Source organism: Photorhabdus machadonis, assembly GCF_052657765.1.
This window is the reverse complement of sequence record NZ_CP199761.1, coordinates 3178062-3195828: the sequence shown is the minus strand read 5'-3', so window position 1 is coordinate 3195828 and position 17767 is coordinate 3178062. Positions and strand designations below refer to the sequence as shown.

Below are 17767 nucleotides of genomic sequence, written 5' to 3'. Positions count from 1 at the left end.
TAAAAGGTAATTGATATGGCAGAGCAAACTATTTCATCCCGTGCCGGCGTTGCCTGCATGACATGCGACAACCCGGACCCCTGTATTTATAAAATCAGCGTCACTTTTGGTCAGAATACGCAGGTCTGGCCTGAAAAGCCGGCAATTAAGATGAGCCTGATTGATCATGGAGAAGGTCAAAAAGGGACGATACAGATTGAAGGTAAATGTCATAACACGGCTAAACATCATGCGGTGCTGACCGGGGGGCAGAAAGAGAAAACGCTGGAATTTAATGCTCCACAGGAGGTGACATTATTTTACAAAGATCAGTTGGAAGACGCTGAGATTGAAAGTGGTCTGGAAAGTGTCTGGTTTTATTTATCTAATCTTGCCAACCCGACAGATATGTACAGTGAGCCGCGTTATTATAAATTAATAACCCAGAATTGCCTGGATAGCCGACAGTACGCGACGATAGCGGTTTACCCGTCGGTCAGTTTTATGGTTTCGGCTGGATTGAGTTTTGATTTTTCCCATGGAGAACGCGTTGTAAAAGAGCGACGTGATGAACAGAAAAAAGCGCGTCAGGCGATGGAAAATGTCAAGCCTAAAAATGGCAATAAACTGCGCAGTGGGTGGACAACCCATACGGACCCATTTTATCTGACCCGACAGACGGCCATTAACGTCGAATACGCTTTAACGGTTCAGGATATCGATTACTCGGCGAAGTTTGCGGAAGTTAATCAGGTGAGGAAAACCCTGCCCAATTTAGAAGCCATCAATCGGGTGGAAAAGCTGCTGGGTTATACCAAAAAATACCTGGCGCCCGATCCGGATTCAAAAGGCACCCGCAGCTACCAACTGTTTGATCTCAAGGTAGATCCCATCAATATCGGACTGGCTTATGCTTATGACCGAACCACTTCGATGGATGACCGTAGCCATTTTTTGGGTTTCAGTGCCGCGCCTTTTATGGGGATGACGGCAAAACTGGATCTTATCCAAATGGGGGCGGCGTATTGCAAGATAGAGCGTGTGGCAGCCAAATTCAGAAAGGCGCTGGCCCGCAGGAATTCAAATGATAAAAACTATTTAGATCTGGAATGTTGCCTTATTTTGACCTGCAATCTGTCCTTTCAATTGGGAGCCGCTTATAAACAAACGCAGTGGACTTTTGACGCCGGTAATAAGAATGATTTGAAATTGAGTCTGGAAGGAAAAGTGAATGTCGCCTTTAAGACTCATATTATGATAATGGAAGTCGCAATAGGAGCGGGTGTGGCTGTAAAAACAGCGGCGGGTTTTGAACTTGATCAGCATGATAAAGGGATCGATCTGGCTGGCTACCATAATGGGATTGTTGCTGAGATTGAGGTAGCTGCGGATGCGGAAGCAAACGGGAAGAAAAAATCCATAGTTATAGTTAAAGTCAAAAAGAAGTGGAAATGGGTTATTGCAGACCCGTTAAGAGCCAACGAATCTCCATTAAGAATTAATCTGATAGGAGAAGAACGGCCTGTTATTCGGCCGGAGATAGTTCCAGGCGTTGAAACAGCACCATGGGAAAGGGGTTATAATCCTAAACCTAAGTTGGATAACATCCCGTTTATCACCGGATTCCCAGGAATGTAAAGAAAGAATGAAAGGATAAAAAATGAGATTAAAACTGTTATTACTGCTATCAGGAGTGATTTTTATGTTGAGTGCTCAAGCAAATGAACCGAGGTTATATATTCGCAGTTTATTTGATATCCAGTATGCTTTTTGTGATATTAAAACCAATGGGGTAACGGGATTCAGTAACCGTAATTCGGCATTAGAAGGTCGGGGATTTGGTTCGGCCAGCACCGCTGCCATGTTGTTCTTGGTCAACGGAGAAAACGAAATTAGTCTGGAATTCGGGGCACTGGGCTGGTTTTCCTCGGATAAACTGTCAGATGAAACCCGAAACTATTTTAACCCAGAGGCTAAATGCAAGCTAGAGCTGACTGCCATGCGTGGTAAAGAGAGTCAAGTGCTGACAGCAATTGAAGTGGCGGTGGATAAAAATGGTCAACCCGTGGCAACAAAATCTGTAGATGAACCCAAGTACACTGCTGTCAGCACACCGGTTGTGCGTCATATGATACAGTCGGAAAAAGTAGAAGCCGGGCATATAGAGAAACTATACTTTTATCCCAAAGAATTTCCATTAAATATGACCTTATACAGGTTTAGTCGTAGTGTAAAAATTAGTGGCTTACCGGAATGGGAATGGGTGAAGGCAACTCCCTACACGGATACACCTGAACAACGTCAGCAATTGCAACAGGCTTATATGGCTGTCTGGCAGGCTTATAATGCCAAAGATGTAAATACTCTCCGTGAGCAACAAAAAGTTGCACTCAAAGCCTGGGCTTGGGCAACTGGCGAAAGCGAAGAGAGTATCTTTGCCGACAAATTTTTTCATCATGATTTCAAAGAAAAAAGTTTTAAAATGAGACCAATTAACTGGAGTGACTATCGGGTTAAGATCATGAATCAAGGCAGAATGGTCAGATTGGTGAATAAATCAGACTTAAGGAATTCGCCAATATCCTATTATGTTAATGATGAAGACGGCGATACGGATCTGGCGACTATCGCACCAATCTTTTCATTGATTAACGGTCGTTTTGTTCAGGTAATTTAATGGGTAGCAATATCGGGTTATTTGACCCGATATTTTTTCTTGATGGGAACAGCAAAAGAAAGCTATTATCGGTTACGCAAGATAAAAACTAATTATGTTAATTCTGCCAGATATGGAGGAAGCAATATGGGTAATGCGGTAAAGATTGGTGATATTGGCACAGCTCATGATGATTGTGGCCCGACACCGGTTATTTCAGGATCGACCAGTGTGAAAGTTGACGGTATTCCTTTGGCTCGTCAGGGCGATAGTTTGGCGTCACATTCATCTCATTCACGAATAATTGCCGGAGGTTCCAGTACCGTTTTTGTTGATGGTAAACCTGCGGCGAGAACCGGTGACGCGGTGAGTTGTGGTGGAATTGTGATTGGTGGCGGTAGTGTTAATATTGGTTAAGGAAAAAACATGCTTTCAGTTAATATGCGCAGCGCCGTTTGTGATTGTAAAACCCCGGACCCTTGTATTCACAAAATTAGTGTTAAAAGTGAGTAAACGGGTTTTTCATTATAACCAGATTGAACCGATAGGGGATATTTGAGTGGTTGATGAAGCGGGTGGTATACCGGTAGCTATTTCATTGGCGGGAAAGCACCTTAGTCTCCATCTATTAGGGTAATACTGTTTTACATGCAGATTTATTTCTTCTTTCTTTTCTTTTTCTTGGTATTATTTTTTCCTCCTATTTTTGAATGTCTCTGGCGCATGGAGTCATCCTGTTCAGCCAGTTTAAACACGGCTTCTTTATTCATAAACCAAAAAGACAAACAGGCCGTTTGGACAATAATCAAGCTCCAGAACAGGCGGATAATATCGTTTGTAAAGATTAAATAAATGACCACGACACAGAGTAAATTAACAAAAGCAGAGGTTAATAGACTGATAACCAGTGTCTGAATAACCTGGCTAATTCCTGGTATTCGAGCAAAGGGAAGTAGGCATAACATTGCACCCACAGGGCCGAAAATCGCAGTGACGATTAAAATACCCGGATTACTACGGATGGCATCAACAAATCCGAATAAATCAAATGGAATGGTAAACATGGGTTTTATCCTTGCATGGGGTTCAGCATTGGGCTGGGTTTATATCTTAATATCCGGGCGAAAATGATATTGGGAAATTGCCGGATCCCGGTATTGTAAAGAGCAACACTTTCATTAAAGAATTCACGTCTGTCTGCAATCTGATTTTCCAGCAGAGTGATCTGCGCTTGCAAATGTTGAAAAGATGGCTGACTGATTAAGGCCGGATAGTTTTTTGCAAGCATCAGAAATGACAACAACTGATGTGCTAATGTATTACCCATTTTCACCTTTTCATCGGTTATTTTTGCACTGTGGTAGTTTTTCCTGACTTCTGATAGTTGCAGAAAGAGAGATTTTTCATGAGCCATTGTTTGTTCTGTTATCGTGATAAGTTGTGGAATTAAATCAACCTGTTTTTTCAGTAAAATATCAATATTGGCAAACGCTTTATCCCGGTATCTTTTTAACATAACGATTTTATTAAAAACGCCTACGAGATAACGAACCGCAATAATCAGGATGACGGCCAGAATAAGAAAAGCGAGAAGATATCCACCCATTGCTGTTATCTCTAAAATAACCATTTCAGTAATGGAGATTCACGATAAAAAACCGTTAAATGATGAGACTGATATTCATAAGGAACGGTCAGAATAAAGGCAATCAGGATTGCCGCACTAATGACAGTAATTGCAAGATTACGGCGCATTGGTGCAACTTCATTCCAGGCGCCCAAATATCCCTTAGAGGTAATCCCCAGTAATCGGTGAGGAGCAGCCTGAGTAATAACAATTTGATCATCTTTTTCAATGGCTGTACCAATAATTAAATACTCTTCATTTGGAAATAACAAGTACTCTTGGTAAGAAACGTAATCGGTCTCATCGTTCTGATAAGAAGAAAATTTCACAAATGTCAACGTTTCTGGTGTTGCATCAATACGGACTGATCCTGAATCATCGGTTAAAGTGAACTGACGGATTTTTTCTTCCGAATGACGCAAAGAATAACGTTTATTGCCTTCTGAATCTTTGTCGATATCATATTCATAATAACGATAGCCATAGCATAGCTTTTCACTCAGAGGGCTTTTAAAGTGAGTTCCCGCTGTTATTTTTCCTTCTACTTCTACTAAGCCCATTGCGATTGAACGGATTTTTGATGTAGGCAAAATCTGCTGAAATTTAAGGAATTTTTTTTCCGGTGTTGTTTTCAGATGGTTATAGATAAAGAGTAAGAAAAATAAGCCAAATAAGGCATTGGGTGAAACAAAAAAAGCAATCAGAAAAATGGCAATAGCCGCCGAACCTAAAATCCCCTGCCAGGTTGCCTTGCTGACAGATTTACCGGACTGCCGTGCTTGTCTATAATACCCTGCTGCGTTTTTTCCAAACGAAATGACATTTATTAAAATCGGCATGGCAAAGATAAGAAGAGAGGCGCCAAAGAATATATAGAAAATATGTTTGAAAGAATAATCGAAATAAAAAACCGTGCTGGTTATGATCAATCCAATTAAAGGAACGGAAAACCAGTGAAGGCGTTTAAATCCCACGACTTCTTTTAAAAGGAGGTCAAGGATAAAGATTAATACACAGGAAAAAATAAAAGTAAAAAATATCATAGTCATCATAAGGTTTACCATCTGATTTATTTAAACTTGATACCGTCATAGGCTTTTTCTTCCTGACAGATTTCTAACAAAGGTAGCCTCTGATAATGAAACATGCGGGCAAAAATCAGATCAGGGAATAGATAAATCGCCGTATTATACTCGGTTACTGCATCATTAAACATTTCGCGGCGATGAGCAATTTTATTTTCTAGATCCGTCACCGATGTTTGCAACTGTGAAAATTGGGAACCTGAAATCAGTGTCGGATAGTTTTCAGCTACGGCCAGTACAGATCGGAATGCATTGTTCATTTCATTGGAGGCTTTGATTTTATCTGTGAGGGTATCGGCATTAAGATATACCTGCCTTGCGTCACTTAACCGAGTAAAAATATCACGTTCATGTTCCATAGACTTTTCCAGCACGGTCACAAGCTGCGGGATCTGTTCTGCACGCTGTTTTAAGATAACATCGATATTGGCAAATGTATTGCTTGTCTGCTCTTTCAGGGCAACCAGGCGGTTATAAATTGTGATCCCCCAGCCGATAAGTCCTACAGTGATGAGAGAGATAATAATAGTGGTTATTGTCATCTTTTTCTCCACGAAAATCCGGTTATATTTATTATTAAATCATGCCCTTCCTACTGACTGGCATAGCACCAAGGAAAGATCCCACTTTGTTTAACCTGTCATAATCATTTAAAAATGAGAATACAGAAGTATTAAGAATACTATATCAAGGACAGATTTAATTCAATAAATACAACTTTTTAAAAGGAGAGTTAATTGCGTTTACTATGCGGATCTAAGAAATAATAAGATTAAAGTAAATCCTCTAATTTAGAGGATTTCCCCATTAACTGCTGACCAATGATAAGGTTGCAATTCACGTATTGTTTTAAATAACAGTTCGTTTTTTTCATTAGTCACGGCTGCTTTAACTGAACCACCCCAGTGAACCAAACGTTCTTGGCATATTCCGCAGGGGGTCAAAATGATATATTTACAATCGGCATCTTCACGACAGAGACATAAGGAGTGTGTTACCGCTTCATTAAGCTTATGTACCTCCAAATAGGCACCGACTTCCATACAAAGGGATAACGCGTCATTTTTGGTATCAGGTGCAATGCTGGTTAAAATCCTACCCGATTCTGTTCGCACTGCGGCTGTGCCACCCCATCCCTTTGGATATCGTTTTTCAATTAAGTTAATCGCGGCGTTATATAACTCTTGTTCTATATTCATTAATTTACTGCTCCTGCACCATTCGCCGATTTTATTTCTCTGTGTTAAGAGTATCTTTGAAAATAAAATCTTAACTGTTAATGATATATTATATGGCTAAAATCCTAAAATCCTAAAATCCTAAAATCCTAAAATCCTAAAATCCTAAAATTCGCTTTTCTCTTATTTGTCGGTAAAATTTTACAGTATTAAATAGCACGGTTTATACAGTATATAATACTTATAGTTTTTTTAGATCAACTTTGGTTTGAAAATCATCTTTAAACAACCATGCTACTAATAATTACCGCCAGTCGATTAAACAGTTCACTGAACATACGCTCAGAAAATGGTGCCAGCATCGGGATTAAAAGTGTCAGCACCAAGATACCGGTAGTGAGCGTTAGTGGAAAACCGACCACAAAGATGGAGAGTTGTGGTGTCATGCGGTTTAAGATCCCCAATGAGAAATTCAGCGTTAATAGCAGGGTGATTAATGGTAGAGCCAACATCAGGCCGTTGATAAATATCATGCTGGCGCTTTGTGCTAGGAGCCAGAACCCTTGCGCACTGAGCTGCAATGGTTGTATCGGTATCACCTGGAATGTGTCCGCCAGAACCGATAATAGCCACAGATGACCATCAAAAGCCAAAAATAGCAATAAAGTTAAAAGGTTAAAGATGCGTGCCAGGATGGGCATATTAGGGCCGCCGGAGGGATCAAAAAAGGTGGCGAATGAGAGGCCCATTTGTAAGCCAATGATTTCACCGGCATGACGCACCGCAGCAAAGGCTATTTGCATGGTAAGGCCGAGTGAGGTGCCAATTAGGATTTGCTGGATCATCACCCAGAATCCGGCAACAGAGAAAATAGGTACTTGCGCGGGTTGCAGGTTTGGCATTAAGAGCAGCGTTATCATCACTGCTAACCCGATCCGAACTTTTTTTGGGGCCTGTTTTTCACTGAATAATGGCGCGGTACTGAACAGCGCAAGAACCCGGACCAGTGGCCAGAAAAATTCACTGACAAACTGGATCAGCATTTCACTGTCAAAAGAGATCATAGTCAGCCGATTATCACGGGTATGCTGCTGTAGAGCTCACGCATGTAGTCCAGAAATAGATTCAGCATCCAGGGACCGGCGATAACGGTAGTGACAAATACCGCCAGAATTTTGGGGATAAATGACAGCGTCATTTCGTTAACCTGTGTCGCGGCTTGCAATAAGCTGACAATTAAACCGCATAATAAAGCAGATAAAAGCAGTGGTGCAGCCAGCGCCAGTGCGACTTTCATTGCTTCTGTGCCCAATGCCATTACCGATTCAGGTGTCATAATGTTTGTCTCTTTTCAGATCAACCGTAGAAACTTTGTGCCAAAGAACCCAGCAATAATTGCCAACCATCAACTAATACAAACAACATAAGTTTAAAGGGCAACGAGATTGTTGCGGGTGGCACCATCATCATCCCCAGCGCCATTAAAACACTGGCGACAACCAGGTCAATAATCAGAAATGGGATGAATAGGGTAAAACCAATCTGGAATGCAGTTTTTAGCTCACTGGTAATAAATGCCGGCATCAGTACTCGCATAGGAACTGAGTCTGCTGTTTCAAAAGGGGGCTGGTCAGCAAGACGGGCAAACAATGCTAAATCGTTTTCCCTTGTTTGACGTAACATAAATTGCCGTAATGGTTTGGCACCATTTTCTAAAGCAGTTTCCAGACTGATTTTATCTTCACTGAAAGGCAGATAAGCATCCTGATAAACTTTATCGAAAACCGGCGACATAATAAAAAATGTCATAAATAGCGTCAGCCCCAGTAAAACTTGATTGGGCGGAGCCGATGGGGTGCCTAATGCATTACGCAGTAAACCCAGCACAATAATAATGCGGGTAAAACTGGTCATCATGAGCAAAGCCGCGGGAATAAAACCCAGCGCGGTAATAAAAACTAAAGTCTGAACCGGTAGTGACCAGTTTTGTCCGCCGTTTGCCAGAGGCTGGCTGATAATGCCCGGCAGCTGTGCTGCGACATCCATGGGTAAAATCAGCGCAATGAGTGCCATTACCAAGCGGTATGACAAGGTGAATTTATTGCTCGCTATAAAGAAAGAACTACTTTTTTTCATCACTCTTGCCTTGTCGCATCAGCGTATTTTTTAGAATCTGACTAAATAATGCCGGTTTTATGGTCTGTCCTTTGGTGTTATCACCATTGGATTCAGGTATTGGCATCTGATGTAACAAATTAATTTGCTGGGCGGTAACACCTAATATTAACCAGTCATTTTCAACTTCCACAATGACGACACGTTCACGTTGTCCAAGTGAGCAACTGGCTTTGATACTCAGTTGTTGCTGTGTTTTTCTTTTGCCGGAAACCTGCCCCATACGGCGTATCAACCAGGTTAGGGTGAAAATTAGCAGTAAAACACCGGCTAACGCGCTGCTGACCTGTATCAGCGTCTGACCTGCGGAAAGCGGCGCGGCAGTGGCGACCTGCGTAACCGCCTGAGTTTGCGCGACAGGTTCTGCCGCGCCATGATGAAGAGAAGGCTGGAAAGCCATATTAGCGACTCAGGCGACGCATACGTTCGGAAGGGGTGATGATATCGGTGATACGGATGCCGTATTTATCCGAGACAACCACAACTTCACCCTGCGCAATCAGGTATCCGTTGATTAAAATATCCAACGGTTCCCCGGCAAGGCCATCAAGAGAGACGACGGAGCCTTGAGATAATCTCAGCAGCTGTTTGATTGTCATTTTTGTCCGTCCCAGCTCGACGGATAATTTGACCGGGATGTCCAGAATCAGGTCGATATCCGATAAATGAGCCAAGGCATCCTGAGGCTCCAGAGATTCAAATATTGCCGCGCTGCTGTCAGAGGTTTGTTGTTGCGCGGCCTGTTGTTCCAGCGCTTCTGCCCACATATCTTCGGTAGATCCGGTTGCAGCGGTATCTGTGGGTTGTTTAGCGTCACTCATTGGGCTGTTCCTCATCCAGAGCATTTAAAACAGGGTTAATAAGATGTTCGATACGCAGGGCGTATTGCCCGTTTAATGTTCCGTATTGACTGGTGAGCACCGGCACACCATCGACGTGAACGATCAAGCGTTCGGGTTTATCAATAGGTAATATATCGCCCGGCTGAAGTTGCAGAATTTTTGATAGCCTCAGGGGGATGTCAACAAAGTTGGCGACCAGCTCCAGCTCTGAATGCTGAACCTGTTTTACCAGGCTTTCCCGCCACAGGCTGTCTTCCTGACGAACATTTTCCAGCGGTGGATTGGTCAGGCGTTCCCGCAGTGGTTCGATCATGGCAAACGGAATACAGATGTTAAATTCACCACTTAATGCGCCAATTTCCACCTGAAACGGTGTTGTGACGACAATATCATTCGGTGATGTCGTGATGTTGGTGAATTTCACCTGCATTTCAGAGCGTATATATTCCACTTCGATTTTGAAAATGGAATCCCAAGCATCACGGTAGGAATCCAACGCCATACGTAACATCCGATTAATCACCCGTTGTTCAGTATGGGTGAACTCACGGCCTTCCACTTTGGTCGGAAAACGGCCATCACCACCAAACAGGTTATCTACCGCGATGTAAACCAGGCTGGGTGCAAATGCAAACAACGCTGTTCCTCTCAACGGTTTCAGATGAACCAGGTTAAGGTTGGTCGGCACCGCCAGGTTACGGGCGAATTCATGATAAGGCTGAATTTTTATTGCTCCGACAGTAATATCAGGACTACGGCGGAGCATGTTAAACAACCCCATCCTGAAATGACGAGCAAAGCGTTCGTTAATAATTTCCAGTGCTTGTAGACGTTCCCGAACAACACGGCGTTGGGTATTGGGATCATAAGGGCGAACCTCGTTTTCCCCGGACGCGGTGTTTTCTGCGTCGTCACTGGCACTGTCGCCATTGAGCAGAGCATCAATCTCTGCTTGTGAAAGAATATTGTCACTCATGGTGATTATCGCAGAATAAACGTGGTAAACAGCACATCGGTGATGACCTGATCCGGCTCACCTGGTACTAATGTTGGGTGCAGCGTTTGCTTGATATCGGTCATCAGACGCTGTTTGCCGCTGTCATGAGCCAGATCGGCTGATTTTTGGCGTGATAGTAACAGCAACATACGGCTACGAACTTCCGGCAGATACATATGGAAGCGCTGGCGGGTTTTTTCATTGGCTAAACGTAGCGTTACGCCGATGTAGAGCACTCGGTCAAAGTGATCTTCATTGTCGATCAGATTGACGGTAAAAGGTTCCAGGGCCATAAATACAGGGACTGCTATAGGGCGGGATGCCGCAGAGTCACTCTTTTTTGCCTGTTTAAGTGTCCACCAACTGTATCCTCCGATGGCAGAACCGACAACGGTAATCAGTACTAACAGTATCATCCAAAATGGATTTTTGCGTTTACGCTCGTAGCTATAGTCAGACATGGACAGACAAGTTCCTGTTTTCGTTGCGGACAAGTGCCCACTCATTCCGTGGTGGACCTGCTTATCCATCAATATCGATAATAATTATCCCGCGTATTTACGCTGGCAATAGCCGGAACAAACGGGGAAAAAACCACTAACTCATTCGTTTGTTGTGAGTCTCGTCTACTACGGATAAATACCCTCCATCATCAGGCGAAAATATCCACACCTCCGCGGATTGACGCCAGTTGATGAGGTGTTAAACGTATTGTGGATTCAGTAGCCGAATGGTTCTCTGGCTTGGCGTCAGGGCGTTGATCGCCAGTTCCGCCTGAGTTTTGTGAACCTGAACGCTGTTCTTGTTGCCACGGGCTGGCGTTGTCGCTGCTAACATTGCTTTGGGTAAGCTGAATTCCACTTTCTGCTAATGCATGACGAAGCCCAGGTAACGCAGCTTCCAGGGCAGCCCGGACGTGACTGTGAGCAGAGGTCAGATGTAATTGCGCCTGATTGTCTTCGACAGACATCCGAATGTGCAATGCACCCAGCTCTTGTGGATGCAGGCGCAGCTCTGCCTGTTGCAAGCCATTGCGATTGAATAAGATGATTTGCTGATTTAATTGTTGCTGCCACTCTTCACTGCCCAACTGCGCATTCAGTAGAGGGGTGGAGGCGCTGGATAACTGAAACTGGGCCGTCTGGTTATGCCCTGCGGAAAGCAGGGGGGAGGTTGCTACCGAGGGTACTTGCCCGGTTTGCTGATTTTCGGCTACCACGGAAGTGGGCTGAATTTCAGCTTGAACGGCTGTCTGGATCAGTGCCGGTTCACGTGAATGATTTTGAGGTACACTTTCATGCTGAGTAGTGCCGGAGGGGATCTTTGGTTTTACCTGAGAATGCTGTACTAATCCGTTTTCAGGTTTTGTTTTAAAAAGATTTTCAAAACCTTCCGTTTTTTCTTCATGTTTTGGTTGTTCCGGCACATCCGTCAGAAGATTTTTCTCTGTCGGTGATCCTGTCATCCCCCATTCTTTAGAGACAAGTGGACGGTTTTTATCACTATTTTTATCACTATGTTTAATCAGTTCGGTTGGTTGTGGATTATCTTTCTGGTTTTCTGATCTGATGGTTAATTTGGACAGTTGTACGGGTAAGCTTGTCGCCAATTCTTCTGCTGACATGAGCTTTTCATCAACAGGAGCCGGTTGTTTGTCTGCTTCTGCTTTTACATTCAGAGGAATCAGTGAGGAGGTGATAGACTCCGCTGAAATTTCATTTGAGACGGATGATACAGATAATAGTGGCGATAAATCGGTGTCTGTTTCATCCGGGGTCTCTTTTCCTTCTTGGGATGAAACTTTTCCTGGTTTGATCATGCCTTTTTGTGCCGGCTCGGTTTCCCGGTTAAGAAGCTGGGCAAAGGCAGAAGGCTGATCGGCGTCAGTGAGTGAATCATTGCGCATTTGCTGATTTTCTGCCGGTTTTAGGTCAGCAGGCAAAAGAGTGACATTCATAATCTATTTCTCCGTTGTGCACTACGTTGGGCATACTCATCCATCTGTTTTTGCTCCGTTCTGTTCTGTTGTAATCTTCGGTTGTTATCCGCCCGTTGTTGCAAAGTATCAAAAGCATTGAGACGTTGTTGCTTTTCCTGCCACTGTGATAAAGCGGTCTCAAGCCGCTGTTGCCATTGATTGAGCTGCAATTTGTGCTGTTCAATCGCTTTTTCCAGCGTTTTCATGAATTGCTGGTAGTTTTGCCAGGTCGTACACGGCATACCGTGACTCAGTGTGTCGTTCAGGCGCAACCGGTACTCATCCTGATAGCCCATCAACGTTGTAAGTTGTTGCTCCATTTGCTGATGGTTCTGACGAACTTGTGCAAGGTGGGTGGCGGCTTTCTCCACCGCATTTTGTGCAAGTTCCCGCAAGGTCATGAGAGGTGATTGTTGCTGCATCTTATTCCTCGCTTTTTAATGACAACATACAGAAAATCGTTACATTATATTGGTAACAATTGTTGCAGTTGAGTACAGGCCGCTTCATATTCACTACGTTCTTCAATATCTTGTAGTAAAAATTGTGCCATGTAAGGATAAAGTTCAATCGCTTTGTCCAGTAGCGGATCATTGCCCGCAGCATAGGCACCGACGTTAATCAGGTCACGGTTACGCTGATAACTTGCGAGTAGTTGTTTAAACTGCTGTACCCGCCGATAGTGCTGTTTATCAATTAATGATGTCATGGCGCGGCTGATAGAGGCTTCAATATCAATTGCCGGATAGTGTCCTGATTCCGCCAGAGATCGGGAGAGCACAATGTGACCATCCAGAATGGCCCTGGCAGCATCGGCTATTGGGTCTTGCTGATCATCTCCTTCAGTCAGTACGGTGTAGAATGCGGTAATTGAACCACCGCCGTTCACGCCGTTTCCTGCTCGTTCCACCAGTGCCGGAAGTTTGGCGAAAACCGAAGGTGGATAACCTTTGGTCGCTGGTGGCTCGCCAATGGCTAAGGCAATTTCACGTTGAGCCATACTGTAACGAGTTAATGAGTCCATAATCAGTAATACATGCTTACCCCGGTCACGAAAATCTTCGGCGATACGGGTTGCGTAGGATGCGCCTTGCATGCGCAATAAAGGTGAGATATCGGCAGGTGCTGCGACAACCACTGAACGGGCTAAACCGGCTGTACCAAGGATGTTTTCAATAAAGTCTTTCACTTCGCGGCCACGTTCACCGATCAAGCCAACGACAATCACATCTGCCTCTGTATAACGCGCCATCATGCCAAGAAGAACACTCTTACCCACCCCAGAACCAGCAAACAACCCCATGCGCTGGCCGCGACCTACCGTGAGTAAGGCGTTAATCGCCCGCACTCCTACGTCCAGTACGTCACTGATCGGCGTGCGTTGCAGAGGATTGATTGGCGGTGTCGTGAGTGGGGCGCGATAGCCGGTATCTGGCGACGGAAAGCTATCTAGTGGGCGGCCGGTGCCATCTAAAACCCGTCCTAATAGCTCCGGGCCAAGAGGCAGTTGGCGTCCACTACCGCAATCTTCACTGTACGGGCGGGCATAAACACGCGCGCCGGGTACAATACCTTCCAGATCTTCAAGCGGCATCAGTAAGAGCTTTTCGCCATTAAAACCAACGACTTCACTTTCAACCTCTTCAATATTGCCGCCATTTTGCCGTTCAATCAGGCAGGTTGCTCCCAGAGGCAGATGTAAGCCCGTTGCCTCCATGACCAGACCTGTCGCTTTAGTCAGACGGCCATAACGACGCACCGGCGACGTTTTCGCTAATTTCTGCTCAAAAGCATCCAGTGTCGCCAGCCAGCGTCCGAGTCTTGCCGTCATTACAATTCCCCCGGTGCTGCCAGCCGACATAATTCATGCCAGCGTGTTGCCAGGCTGGCATCCAAATCACCTTCATCTGCACTGATTTTGCAACCACCAGGATGCAGTTTGTTATCTGCCAGTAAACGCCAGCCGTGGAGTGAGAGTGTGGTGCCCAATTGTTGTTCAACCATGGGAATATCTTGTGGGTGAACCCGAAGTTGCGGTTTACCGCTGAACATCGGTTCTTGCTGGATAAATTCACGGATCTGATTGAGCAGGGCGGTACCATCACAAATCGCGGGTTGTCCGAGGACCTGTTTCGCGGCTGTCAGTGATAACTGCATCAAGCGGGATGCAATAATGGTATCGAGTCCTTCAAGTGAATGGCGGAAATCAGCCAGCATATTTTGCCACTGTTCTATGATAGGTTGCTGCTGCTGACTGGCATCCTGTAATCCCTGCGCCAGACCGGCTTCTAAGCCGGTTTGGTATCCTGTTTCATAACCTTCTGCCTGGCCTTCGGCAAATCCCTGTTCATGGCCCGCCTGCCGGGCCTGCTCTTTCAGGTTATCCAGCATTGACGCTTGTTCAAGGATTTCATCATGCCCGGAGGTTTCCAGTGAATCATCAGTAGGCTCTGGTTTAGTATGCAGTTTTTCCCACTGTGTGAGTTCATTGGGTTTCCAGGGTTGCCAGCCAGCATTGTTCAACTTATCAGACATAGCTATCGTCGCCACCGTTCAGGATAATCTCGCCGCTTTCTGCCAGACGACGAACAATAAGTAGAATGGCTTTCTGTTCGCTTTCCACTTGAGACATACGCACTGGACCACGGGTTGCCAAGTCATCGCGCAAAATCTCTGCGGCCCGCTGAGACATATTGTTGAGGAAGTGATCGCGTAGTTGCTGGTTGCAGCCTTTCAGTGCAATGAGCAGGGAATCGGTGCTGATTTCCTGCAACAGGCGCTGGATACTGCGATCATCCACATCGACAAGGTTTTCGAATAGGAACATTTCATCGATGATTTTTTGTGCCAGTTCGTTATCGTAGGCGCGCATTGCTTCGATAACATTTTCTTCCTGCTGGCTTTTCATCAGGTTGATAATCTCAGCCGCAGTACGAATACCGCCCATCTTGCTGCGCTTGAGGTTCTGACCATCTAGCAGGTTATTGAGGACTTCGGTTAGTTCAGCCAGCGCAGCTGGTTGTACACCGCCGAAAGTCGCGATACGCAGCATGACGTCGTTACGTAACTTGTCATCAAACAGTGCGAGAATATCGGCGGCTTGCCCACGATTTAAGTGAACCAAAATGGTGGCGATAATCTGTGGATGTTCGTCACGGATCATATCGGCTGCCATTTGTGGCTCCATAAAGTTGAGGGTCTCCATACCGGTAGTGGTTTCACGGGATTCGAGAATATCCTCAAGCAGGCTGGAAGCGCGTTCTTCACCCAGCGCTTTGATCAACACCGAACGCAGATAATCACTGGCATTGATACTCAGTGCTGCATATTGGCCGGAATCTTCTTCAAACTCGGCCAGGACATCGACCAGTTGCTGGTTGGAAACCTGGCGCATGCCCGCCATGGTGATACTGAGTTGCTGGACTTCCCGGGAATTTAGGTGTCTAAACACCTCGGCCGCCTGATCTTCTCCCAGGGTCATCAACATGACGGCGCTTTTTTCTGTTCCGTTCAGGCTCATTGTTCGTTACTCATCCATTGACGGATCACCAGCGCCACGACGCGAGGATCTTTTTCTGCCAGTTCGCGGATACGTTGGCTTTGAATTTCAGCACTGACCCGTTGGCGTGTCAGTTTCTGGCGGGTTTTTTCATCCATTTCTGCACTGGATTCAGTCACTTGTCTTTTCTGAACTTTCTGTGTTTCAATCGCTTTTTCCGCAGCACGTTTTTTGGCGAGTTGTGGAACAACCATTTTGCGCCACAGGAGCCATGCCACTAGTGCCAACAGAAGGTAGCGACCAAAATCAAAGGCCTTTTCCAGCAGGGCAGGGTTTTGCCATACCGGAATCACTTCGATATTTTCTTTGCTTTCAGTAAACGGTGTATTAACCACATTCAAACTGTCGCCACGCTCTTTGGAAAAGCCCATCGCTTCTCTGGTCAGCGCTTCTATTTTCGCCAGTTGTTCCGGTGTCAGCGCCTGAGTTTCCGGGCCATTTTTGCCATCGACCGTGACATAATTGACCACAACGGCCACAGATAAGCGTTCAATACCACCGGCTTGCTGTTGTACATGGCGAATAGTCCGGTCTACTTCATAGTTTGTGGTTTCGTCACGGCGGTTATTGCGATTATTGTTTACCGTGCGCTCGTTACTGTTGCCGGCGGATGATGTTTTCTTATCGCTCTTGTCGTTTTTATTATTCTCTTTGGTATTTGGCTTATCAATCGGCGCACTCGGTGGTGGGCTGGGTTGATTGGAAAGCGCGCCAGGAATACCACCAACCAGAGAACCACCACTTTGCTCGCTTTCACTTAACTGTTTTGAGCGAACCGCCGCCTGATTAGGGGGTTGATTAGGTTTATATTCTTCTGCGGTCTCTTCACGGCGGGAAAAATCCACTTGGGCAGTCACTTGTGCGTGAACGTTACCACGACCGACAACCGGGGTCAGAATGGCTTCAATACGTTGCTGAAAGCGATTTTCCACTTCCTGAATGTATTTTAACTGACTGGTGTTCAGATCACGTCCGGTAGCATCCGCTTGTGTCAGAAGACGTCCGGTCTGATCAATAATGGTGACATTACCCGGAGGTAAGCCAGCGACACTACTGGAAACCATATGGACAATGGCGTTAATTTGGCCTTCATCCAGTGAACGGCCTTGCAGTAGTCCGACTGTAACCGATGCGGAAGGCGACTTCTGTTCGCGGACAAACAGGGAAGGTTTGGGTAACGCAAGGTGAACACGGGCATTTTGCACCGGTCCCAGCGATTCAATGGTCCGTGACAATTCGCCTTCCAATGCTCTTTGGTAGTTAACCTGTTCACTGAACTGGCTGATACCAAATTTTTCTTTATCAAGCAGCTCAAATCCAGCGGCACCCCCTTTAGGCAACCCTTGTTGCGCCAGCCTTAGCCGTGTCTCATGGACCTGCTCGGCAGGGATCATGATCGCAGAGCCGTTTTCGGCAAAACGGAAGGGAATATTTAATTGGGTTAGTTGCGTGACAATATCGCCGCCGTCTTTATCGCTCAAATTACTGTAGAGCACCCGGTAATCAGGGCTGCGTAACCACAGGAAAAGGGCAATGACAATCGCGACGGCTGCGCTGCCTGCAACTAATAATGGTACTTTAGGATCAGCTTTTATCCGGTTAATGATAGCACTGAAACCGTTAGTTTGATTTTCAACGTCGGTTGTTGCGGCACTCATAGACGATCCTTGCCTTGCTGTTCAACATGAATA

General features: G+C 45.3%; 21 protein-coding genes. 3 read left to right on the top strand and 18 right to left on the bottom strand.

The window, feature by feature from the left end:
- The first annotated feature begins 15 nt into the window (after positions 1–15).
- From ACUN2T_RS15105 to ACUN2T_RS15095, 3 genes are all read left to right on the top strand, one after another.
- Positions 16–1617 (top strand): hypothetical protein, encoded by a 1602-nt coding sequence (locus ACUN2T_RS15105; RefSeq protein WP_445493826.1) that lies wholly within the window; start codon positions 16–18, stop codon positions 1615–1617.
- 64 nt (positions 1618–1681) lie between these two features.
- The gene (locus ACUN2T_RS15100) at positions 1682–2656 is read left to right on the top strand and encodes a hypothetical protein (protein ID WP_445493825.1); all 975 of its coding nucleotides are present in this window, start codon (positions 1682–1684) and stop codon (positions 2654–2656) included.
- Between the two features lie 126 nt (positions 2657–2782).
- Positions 2783–3052: a type VI secretion system PAAR protein gene (locus ACUN2T_RS15095; RefSeq protein ID WP_445493824.1), complete on the top strand. Its 270-nt coding sequence runs from the start codon at positions 2783–2785 to the stop codon at positions 3050–3052.
- Positions 3053–3291: 239 nt separating this feature from the next.
- On the opposite strand, the gene ACUN2T_RS15090 is transcribed toward ACUN2T_RS15095, so the two are convergent.
- From ACUN2T_RS15090 to fliF, 18 genes are all read right to left on the bottom strand, one after another.
- Entirely contained in the window at positions 3292–3699 is a 408-nt protein-coding gene (locus tag ACUN2T_RS15090; RefSeq protein WP_350304289.1) for a hypothetical protein, read from the bottom strand.
- Between the two features lie 5 nt (positions 3700–3704).
- The gene (locus ACUN2T_RS15085) at positions 3705–4241 is read right to left on the bottom strand and encodes a LemA family protein (RefSeq protein ID WP_445493823.1); all 537 of its coding nucleotides are present in this window, start codon (positions 4239–4241) and stop codon (positions 3705–3707) included.
- Positions 4242–4252: 11 nt separating this feature from the next.
- The gene (locus ACUN2T_RS15080; protein ID WP_445493822.1) at positions 4253–5305 is read right to left on the bottom strand and encodes a hypothetical protein; all 1053 of its coding nucleotides are present in this window, start codon (positions 5303–5305) and stop codon (positions 4253–4255) included.
- A gap of 26 nt (positions 5306–5331) precedes the next feature.
- A complete protein-coding gene (locus tag ACUN2T_RS15075) occupies positions 5332–5889 on the bottom strand; it encodes a LemA family protein (RefSeq protein ID WP_445493821.1) in 558 nt (185 codons plus the stop codon).
- Between the two features lie 249 nt (positions 5890–6138).
- Entirely contained in the window at positions 6139–6546 is a 408-nt protein-coding gene (locus tag ACUN2T_RS15070; protein WP_445493820.1) for a cytidine deaminase, read from the bottom strand.
- A gap of 260 nt (positions 6547–6806) precedes the next feature.
- Positions 6807–7589 (bottom strand): flagellar biosynthetic protein FliR, encoded by a 783-nt coding sequence (fliR, locus tag ACUN2T_RS15065; RefSeq protein WP_445493819.1) that lies wholly within the window; start codon positions 7587–7589, stop codon positions 6807–6809.
- Positions 7590–7591: 2 nt separating this feature from the next.
- Positions 7592–7861: a flagellar biosynthesis protein FliQ gene (fliQ, locus tag ACUN2T_RS15060; protein WP_021324077.1), complete on the bottom strand. Its 270-nt coding sequence runs from the start codon at positions 7859–7861 to the stop codon at positions 7592–7594.
- Between the two features lie 20 nt (positions 7862–7881).
- Positions 7882–8598, bottom strand: a complete 717-nt coding sequence (fliP, locus tag ACUN2T_RS15055; protein WP_445497884.1) for a flagellar type III secretion system pore protein FliP — start codon at positions 8596–8598, stop codon at positions 7882–7884.
- 49 nt (positions 8599–8647) lie between these two features.
- Positions 8648–9100, bottom strand: coding sequence for a flagellar biosynthetic protein FliO (fliO, locus tag ACUN2T_RS15050; protein WP_445493818.1), 453 nt, complete (start codon positions 9098–9100; stop codon positions 8648–8650).
- 1 nt (position 9101) lies between these two features.
- Complete coding sequence (fliN, locus tag ACUN2T_RS15045) at positions 9102–9521, bottom strand: flagellar motor switch protein FliN (protein WP_445493817.1); 420 nt, start codon at positions 9519–9521, stop codon at positions 9102–9104.
- Complete coding sequence (gene fliM / locus ACUN2T_RS15040) at positions 9514–10518, bottom strand: flagellar motor switch protein FliM (RefSeq protein ID WP_445493816.1); 1005 nt, start codon at positions 10516–10518, stop codon at positions 9514–9516. Before fliM ends, fliN begins: the two co-directional genes overlap by 8 nt.
- A gap of 5 nt (positions 10519–10523) precedes the next feature.
- Positions 10524–11000: a flagellar basal body-associated protein FliL gene (gene fliL / locus ACUN2T_RS15035; RefSeq protein WP_445497883.1), complete on the bottom strand. Its 477-nt coding sequence runs from the start codon at positions 10998–11000 to the stop codon at positions 10524–10526.
- A gap of 191 nt (positions 11001–11191) precedes the next feature.
- The gene (locus ACUN2T_RS15030) at positions 11192–12496 is read right to left on the bottom strand and encodes a flagellar hook-length control protein FliK (protein ID WP_445493815.1); all 1305 of its coding nucleotides are present in this window, start codon (positions 12494–12496) and stop codon (positions 11192–11194) included.
- Complete coding sequence (gene fliJ, locus ACUN2T_RS15025; protein ID WP_445493814.1) at positions 12493–12939, bottom strand: flagellar export protein FliJ; 447 nt, start codon at positions 12937–12939, stop codon at positions 12493–12495. Before fliJ ends, ACUN2T_RS15030 begins: the two co-directional genes overlap by 4 nt.
- 44 nt (positions 12940–12983) lie before the next feature.
- Positions 12984–14348, bottom strand: coding sequence for a flagellar protein export ATPase FliI (fliI, locus tag ACUN2T_RS15020; RefSeq protein WP_445493813.1), 1365 nt, complete (start codon positions 14346–14348; stop codon positions 12984–12986).
- The gene (gene fliH / locus ACUN2T_RS15015) at positions 14348–15052 is read right to left on the bottom strand and encodes a flagellar assembly protein FliH (protein ID WP_445493811.1); all 705 of its coding nucleotides are present in this window, start codon (positions 15050–15052) and stop codon (positions 14348–14350) included. The genes fliI and fliH overlap by 1 nt, the downstream gene beginning before the upstream one ends.
- On the bottom strand, positions 15045–16037 hold the full coding sequence (gene fliG / locus ACUN2T_RS15010) for a flagellar motor switch protein FliG (RefSeq protein ID WP_445493809.1): 993 nt from the start codon (positions 16035–16037) through the stop codon (positions 15045–15047). The genes fliH and fliG overlap by 8 nt, the downstream gene beginning before the upstream one ends.
- Positions 16034–17734, bottom strand: coding sequence for a flagellar basal-body MS-ring/collar protein FliF (fliF, locus tag ACUN2T_RS15005; protein WP_445493807.1), 1701 nt, complete (start codon positions 17732–17734; stop codon positions 16034–16036). The genes fliG and fliF overlap by 4 nt, the downstream gene beginning before the upstream one ends.
- Between the last annotated feature and the right edge of the window lie 33 nt (positions 17735–17767).

What these genes read in the sequence shown, in the direction of transcription:
- ACUN2T_RS15105 (WP_445493826.1), top strand. Translation starts at nt 16, where the DNA reads ATGGCAGAGCAAACTATTTCATCCCGTGCCGGCGTTGCCTGCATGACA.
- ACUN2T_RS15100 (WP_445493825.1), top strand. Translation starts at nt 1,682, where the DNA reads ATGTTGAGTGCTCAAGCAAATGAACCGAGGTTATATATTCGCAGTTTA.
- ACUN2T_RS15095 (WP_445493824.1), top strand. Translation starts at nt 2,783, where the DNA reads ATGGGTAATGCGGTAAAGATTGGTGATATTGGCACAGCTCATGATGAT.
- ACUN2T_RS15090 (WP_350304289.1), bottom strand. Translation starts at nt 3,699, where the DNA reads ATGTTTACCATTCCATTTGATTTATTCGGATTTGTTGATGCCATCCGT.
- ACUN2T_RS15085 (WP_445493823.1), bottom strand. Translation starts at nt 4,241, where the DNA reads ATGGGTGGATATCTTCTCGCTTTTCTTATTCTGGCCGTCATCCTGATT.
- ACUN2T_RS15080 (WP_445493822.1), bottom strand. Translation starts at nt 5,305, where the DNA reads ATGATATTTTTTACTTTTATTTTTTCCTGTGTATTAATCTTTATCCTT.
- ACUN2T_RS15075 (WP_445493821.1), bottom strand. Translation starts at nt 5,889, where the DNA reads ATGACAATAACCACTATTATTATCTCTCTCATCACTGTAGGACTTATC.
- ACUN2T_RS15070 (WP_445493820.1), bottom strand. Translation starts at nt 6,546, where the DNA reads ATGAATATAGAACAAGAGTTATATAACGCCGCGATTAACTTAATTGAA.
- fliR (WP_445493819.1), bottom strand. Translation starts at nt 7,589, where the DNA reads ATGATCTCTTTTGACAGTGAAATGCTGATCCAGTTTGTCAGTGAATTT.
- fliQ (WP_021324077.1), bottom strand. Translation starts at nt 7,861, where the DNA reads ATGACACCTGAATCGGTAATGGCATTGGGCACAGAAGCAATGAAAGTC.
- fliP (WP_445497884.1), bottom strand. Translation starts at nt 8,598, where the DNA reads ATGGCACTCATTGCGCTGATTTTACCCATGGATGTCGCAGCACAGCTG.
- fliO (WP_445493818.1), bottom strand. Translation starts at nt 9,100, where the DNA reads ATGGCTTTCCAGCCTTCTCTTCATCATGGCGCGGCAGAACCTGTCGCG.
- fliN (WP_445493817.1), bottom strand. Translation starts at nt 9,521, where the DNA reads ATGAGTGACGCTAAACAACCCACAGATACCGCTGCAACCGGATCTACC.
- fliM (WP_445493816.1), bottom strand. Translation starts at nt 10,518, where the DNA reads ATGAGTGACAATATTCTTTCACAAGCAGAGATTGATGCTCTGCTCAAT.
- fliL (WP_445497883.1), bottom strand. Translation starts at nt 11,000, where the DNA reads ATGTCTGACTATAGCTACGAGCGTAAACGCAAAAATCCATTTTGGATG.
- ACUN2T_RS15030 (WP_445493815.1), bottom strand. Translation starts at nt 12,496, where the DNA reads ATGAATGTCACTCTTTTGCCTGCTGACCTAAAACCGGCAGAAAATCAG.
- fliJ (WP_445493814.1), bottom strand. Translation starts at nt 12,939, where the DNA reads ATGCAGCAACAATCACCTCTCATGACCTTGCGGGAACTTGCACAAAAT.
- fliI (WP_445493813.1), bottom strand. Translation starts at nt 14,348, where the DNA reads ATGACGGCAAGACTCGGACGCTGGCTGGCGACACTGGATGCTTTTGAG.
- fliH (WP_445493811.1), bottom strand. Translation starts at nt 15,052, where the DNA reads ATGTCTGATAAGTTGAACAATGCTGGCTGGCAACCCTGGAAACCCAAT.
- fliG (WP_445493809.1), bottom strand. Translation starts at nt 16,037, where the DNA reads ATGAGCCTGAACGGAACAGAAAAAAGCGCCGTCATGTTGATGACCCTG.
- fliF (WP_445493807.1), bottom strand. Translation starts at nt 17,734, where the DNA reads ATGAGTGCCGCAACAACCGACGTTGAAAATCAAACTAACGGTTTCAGT.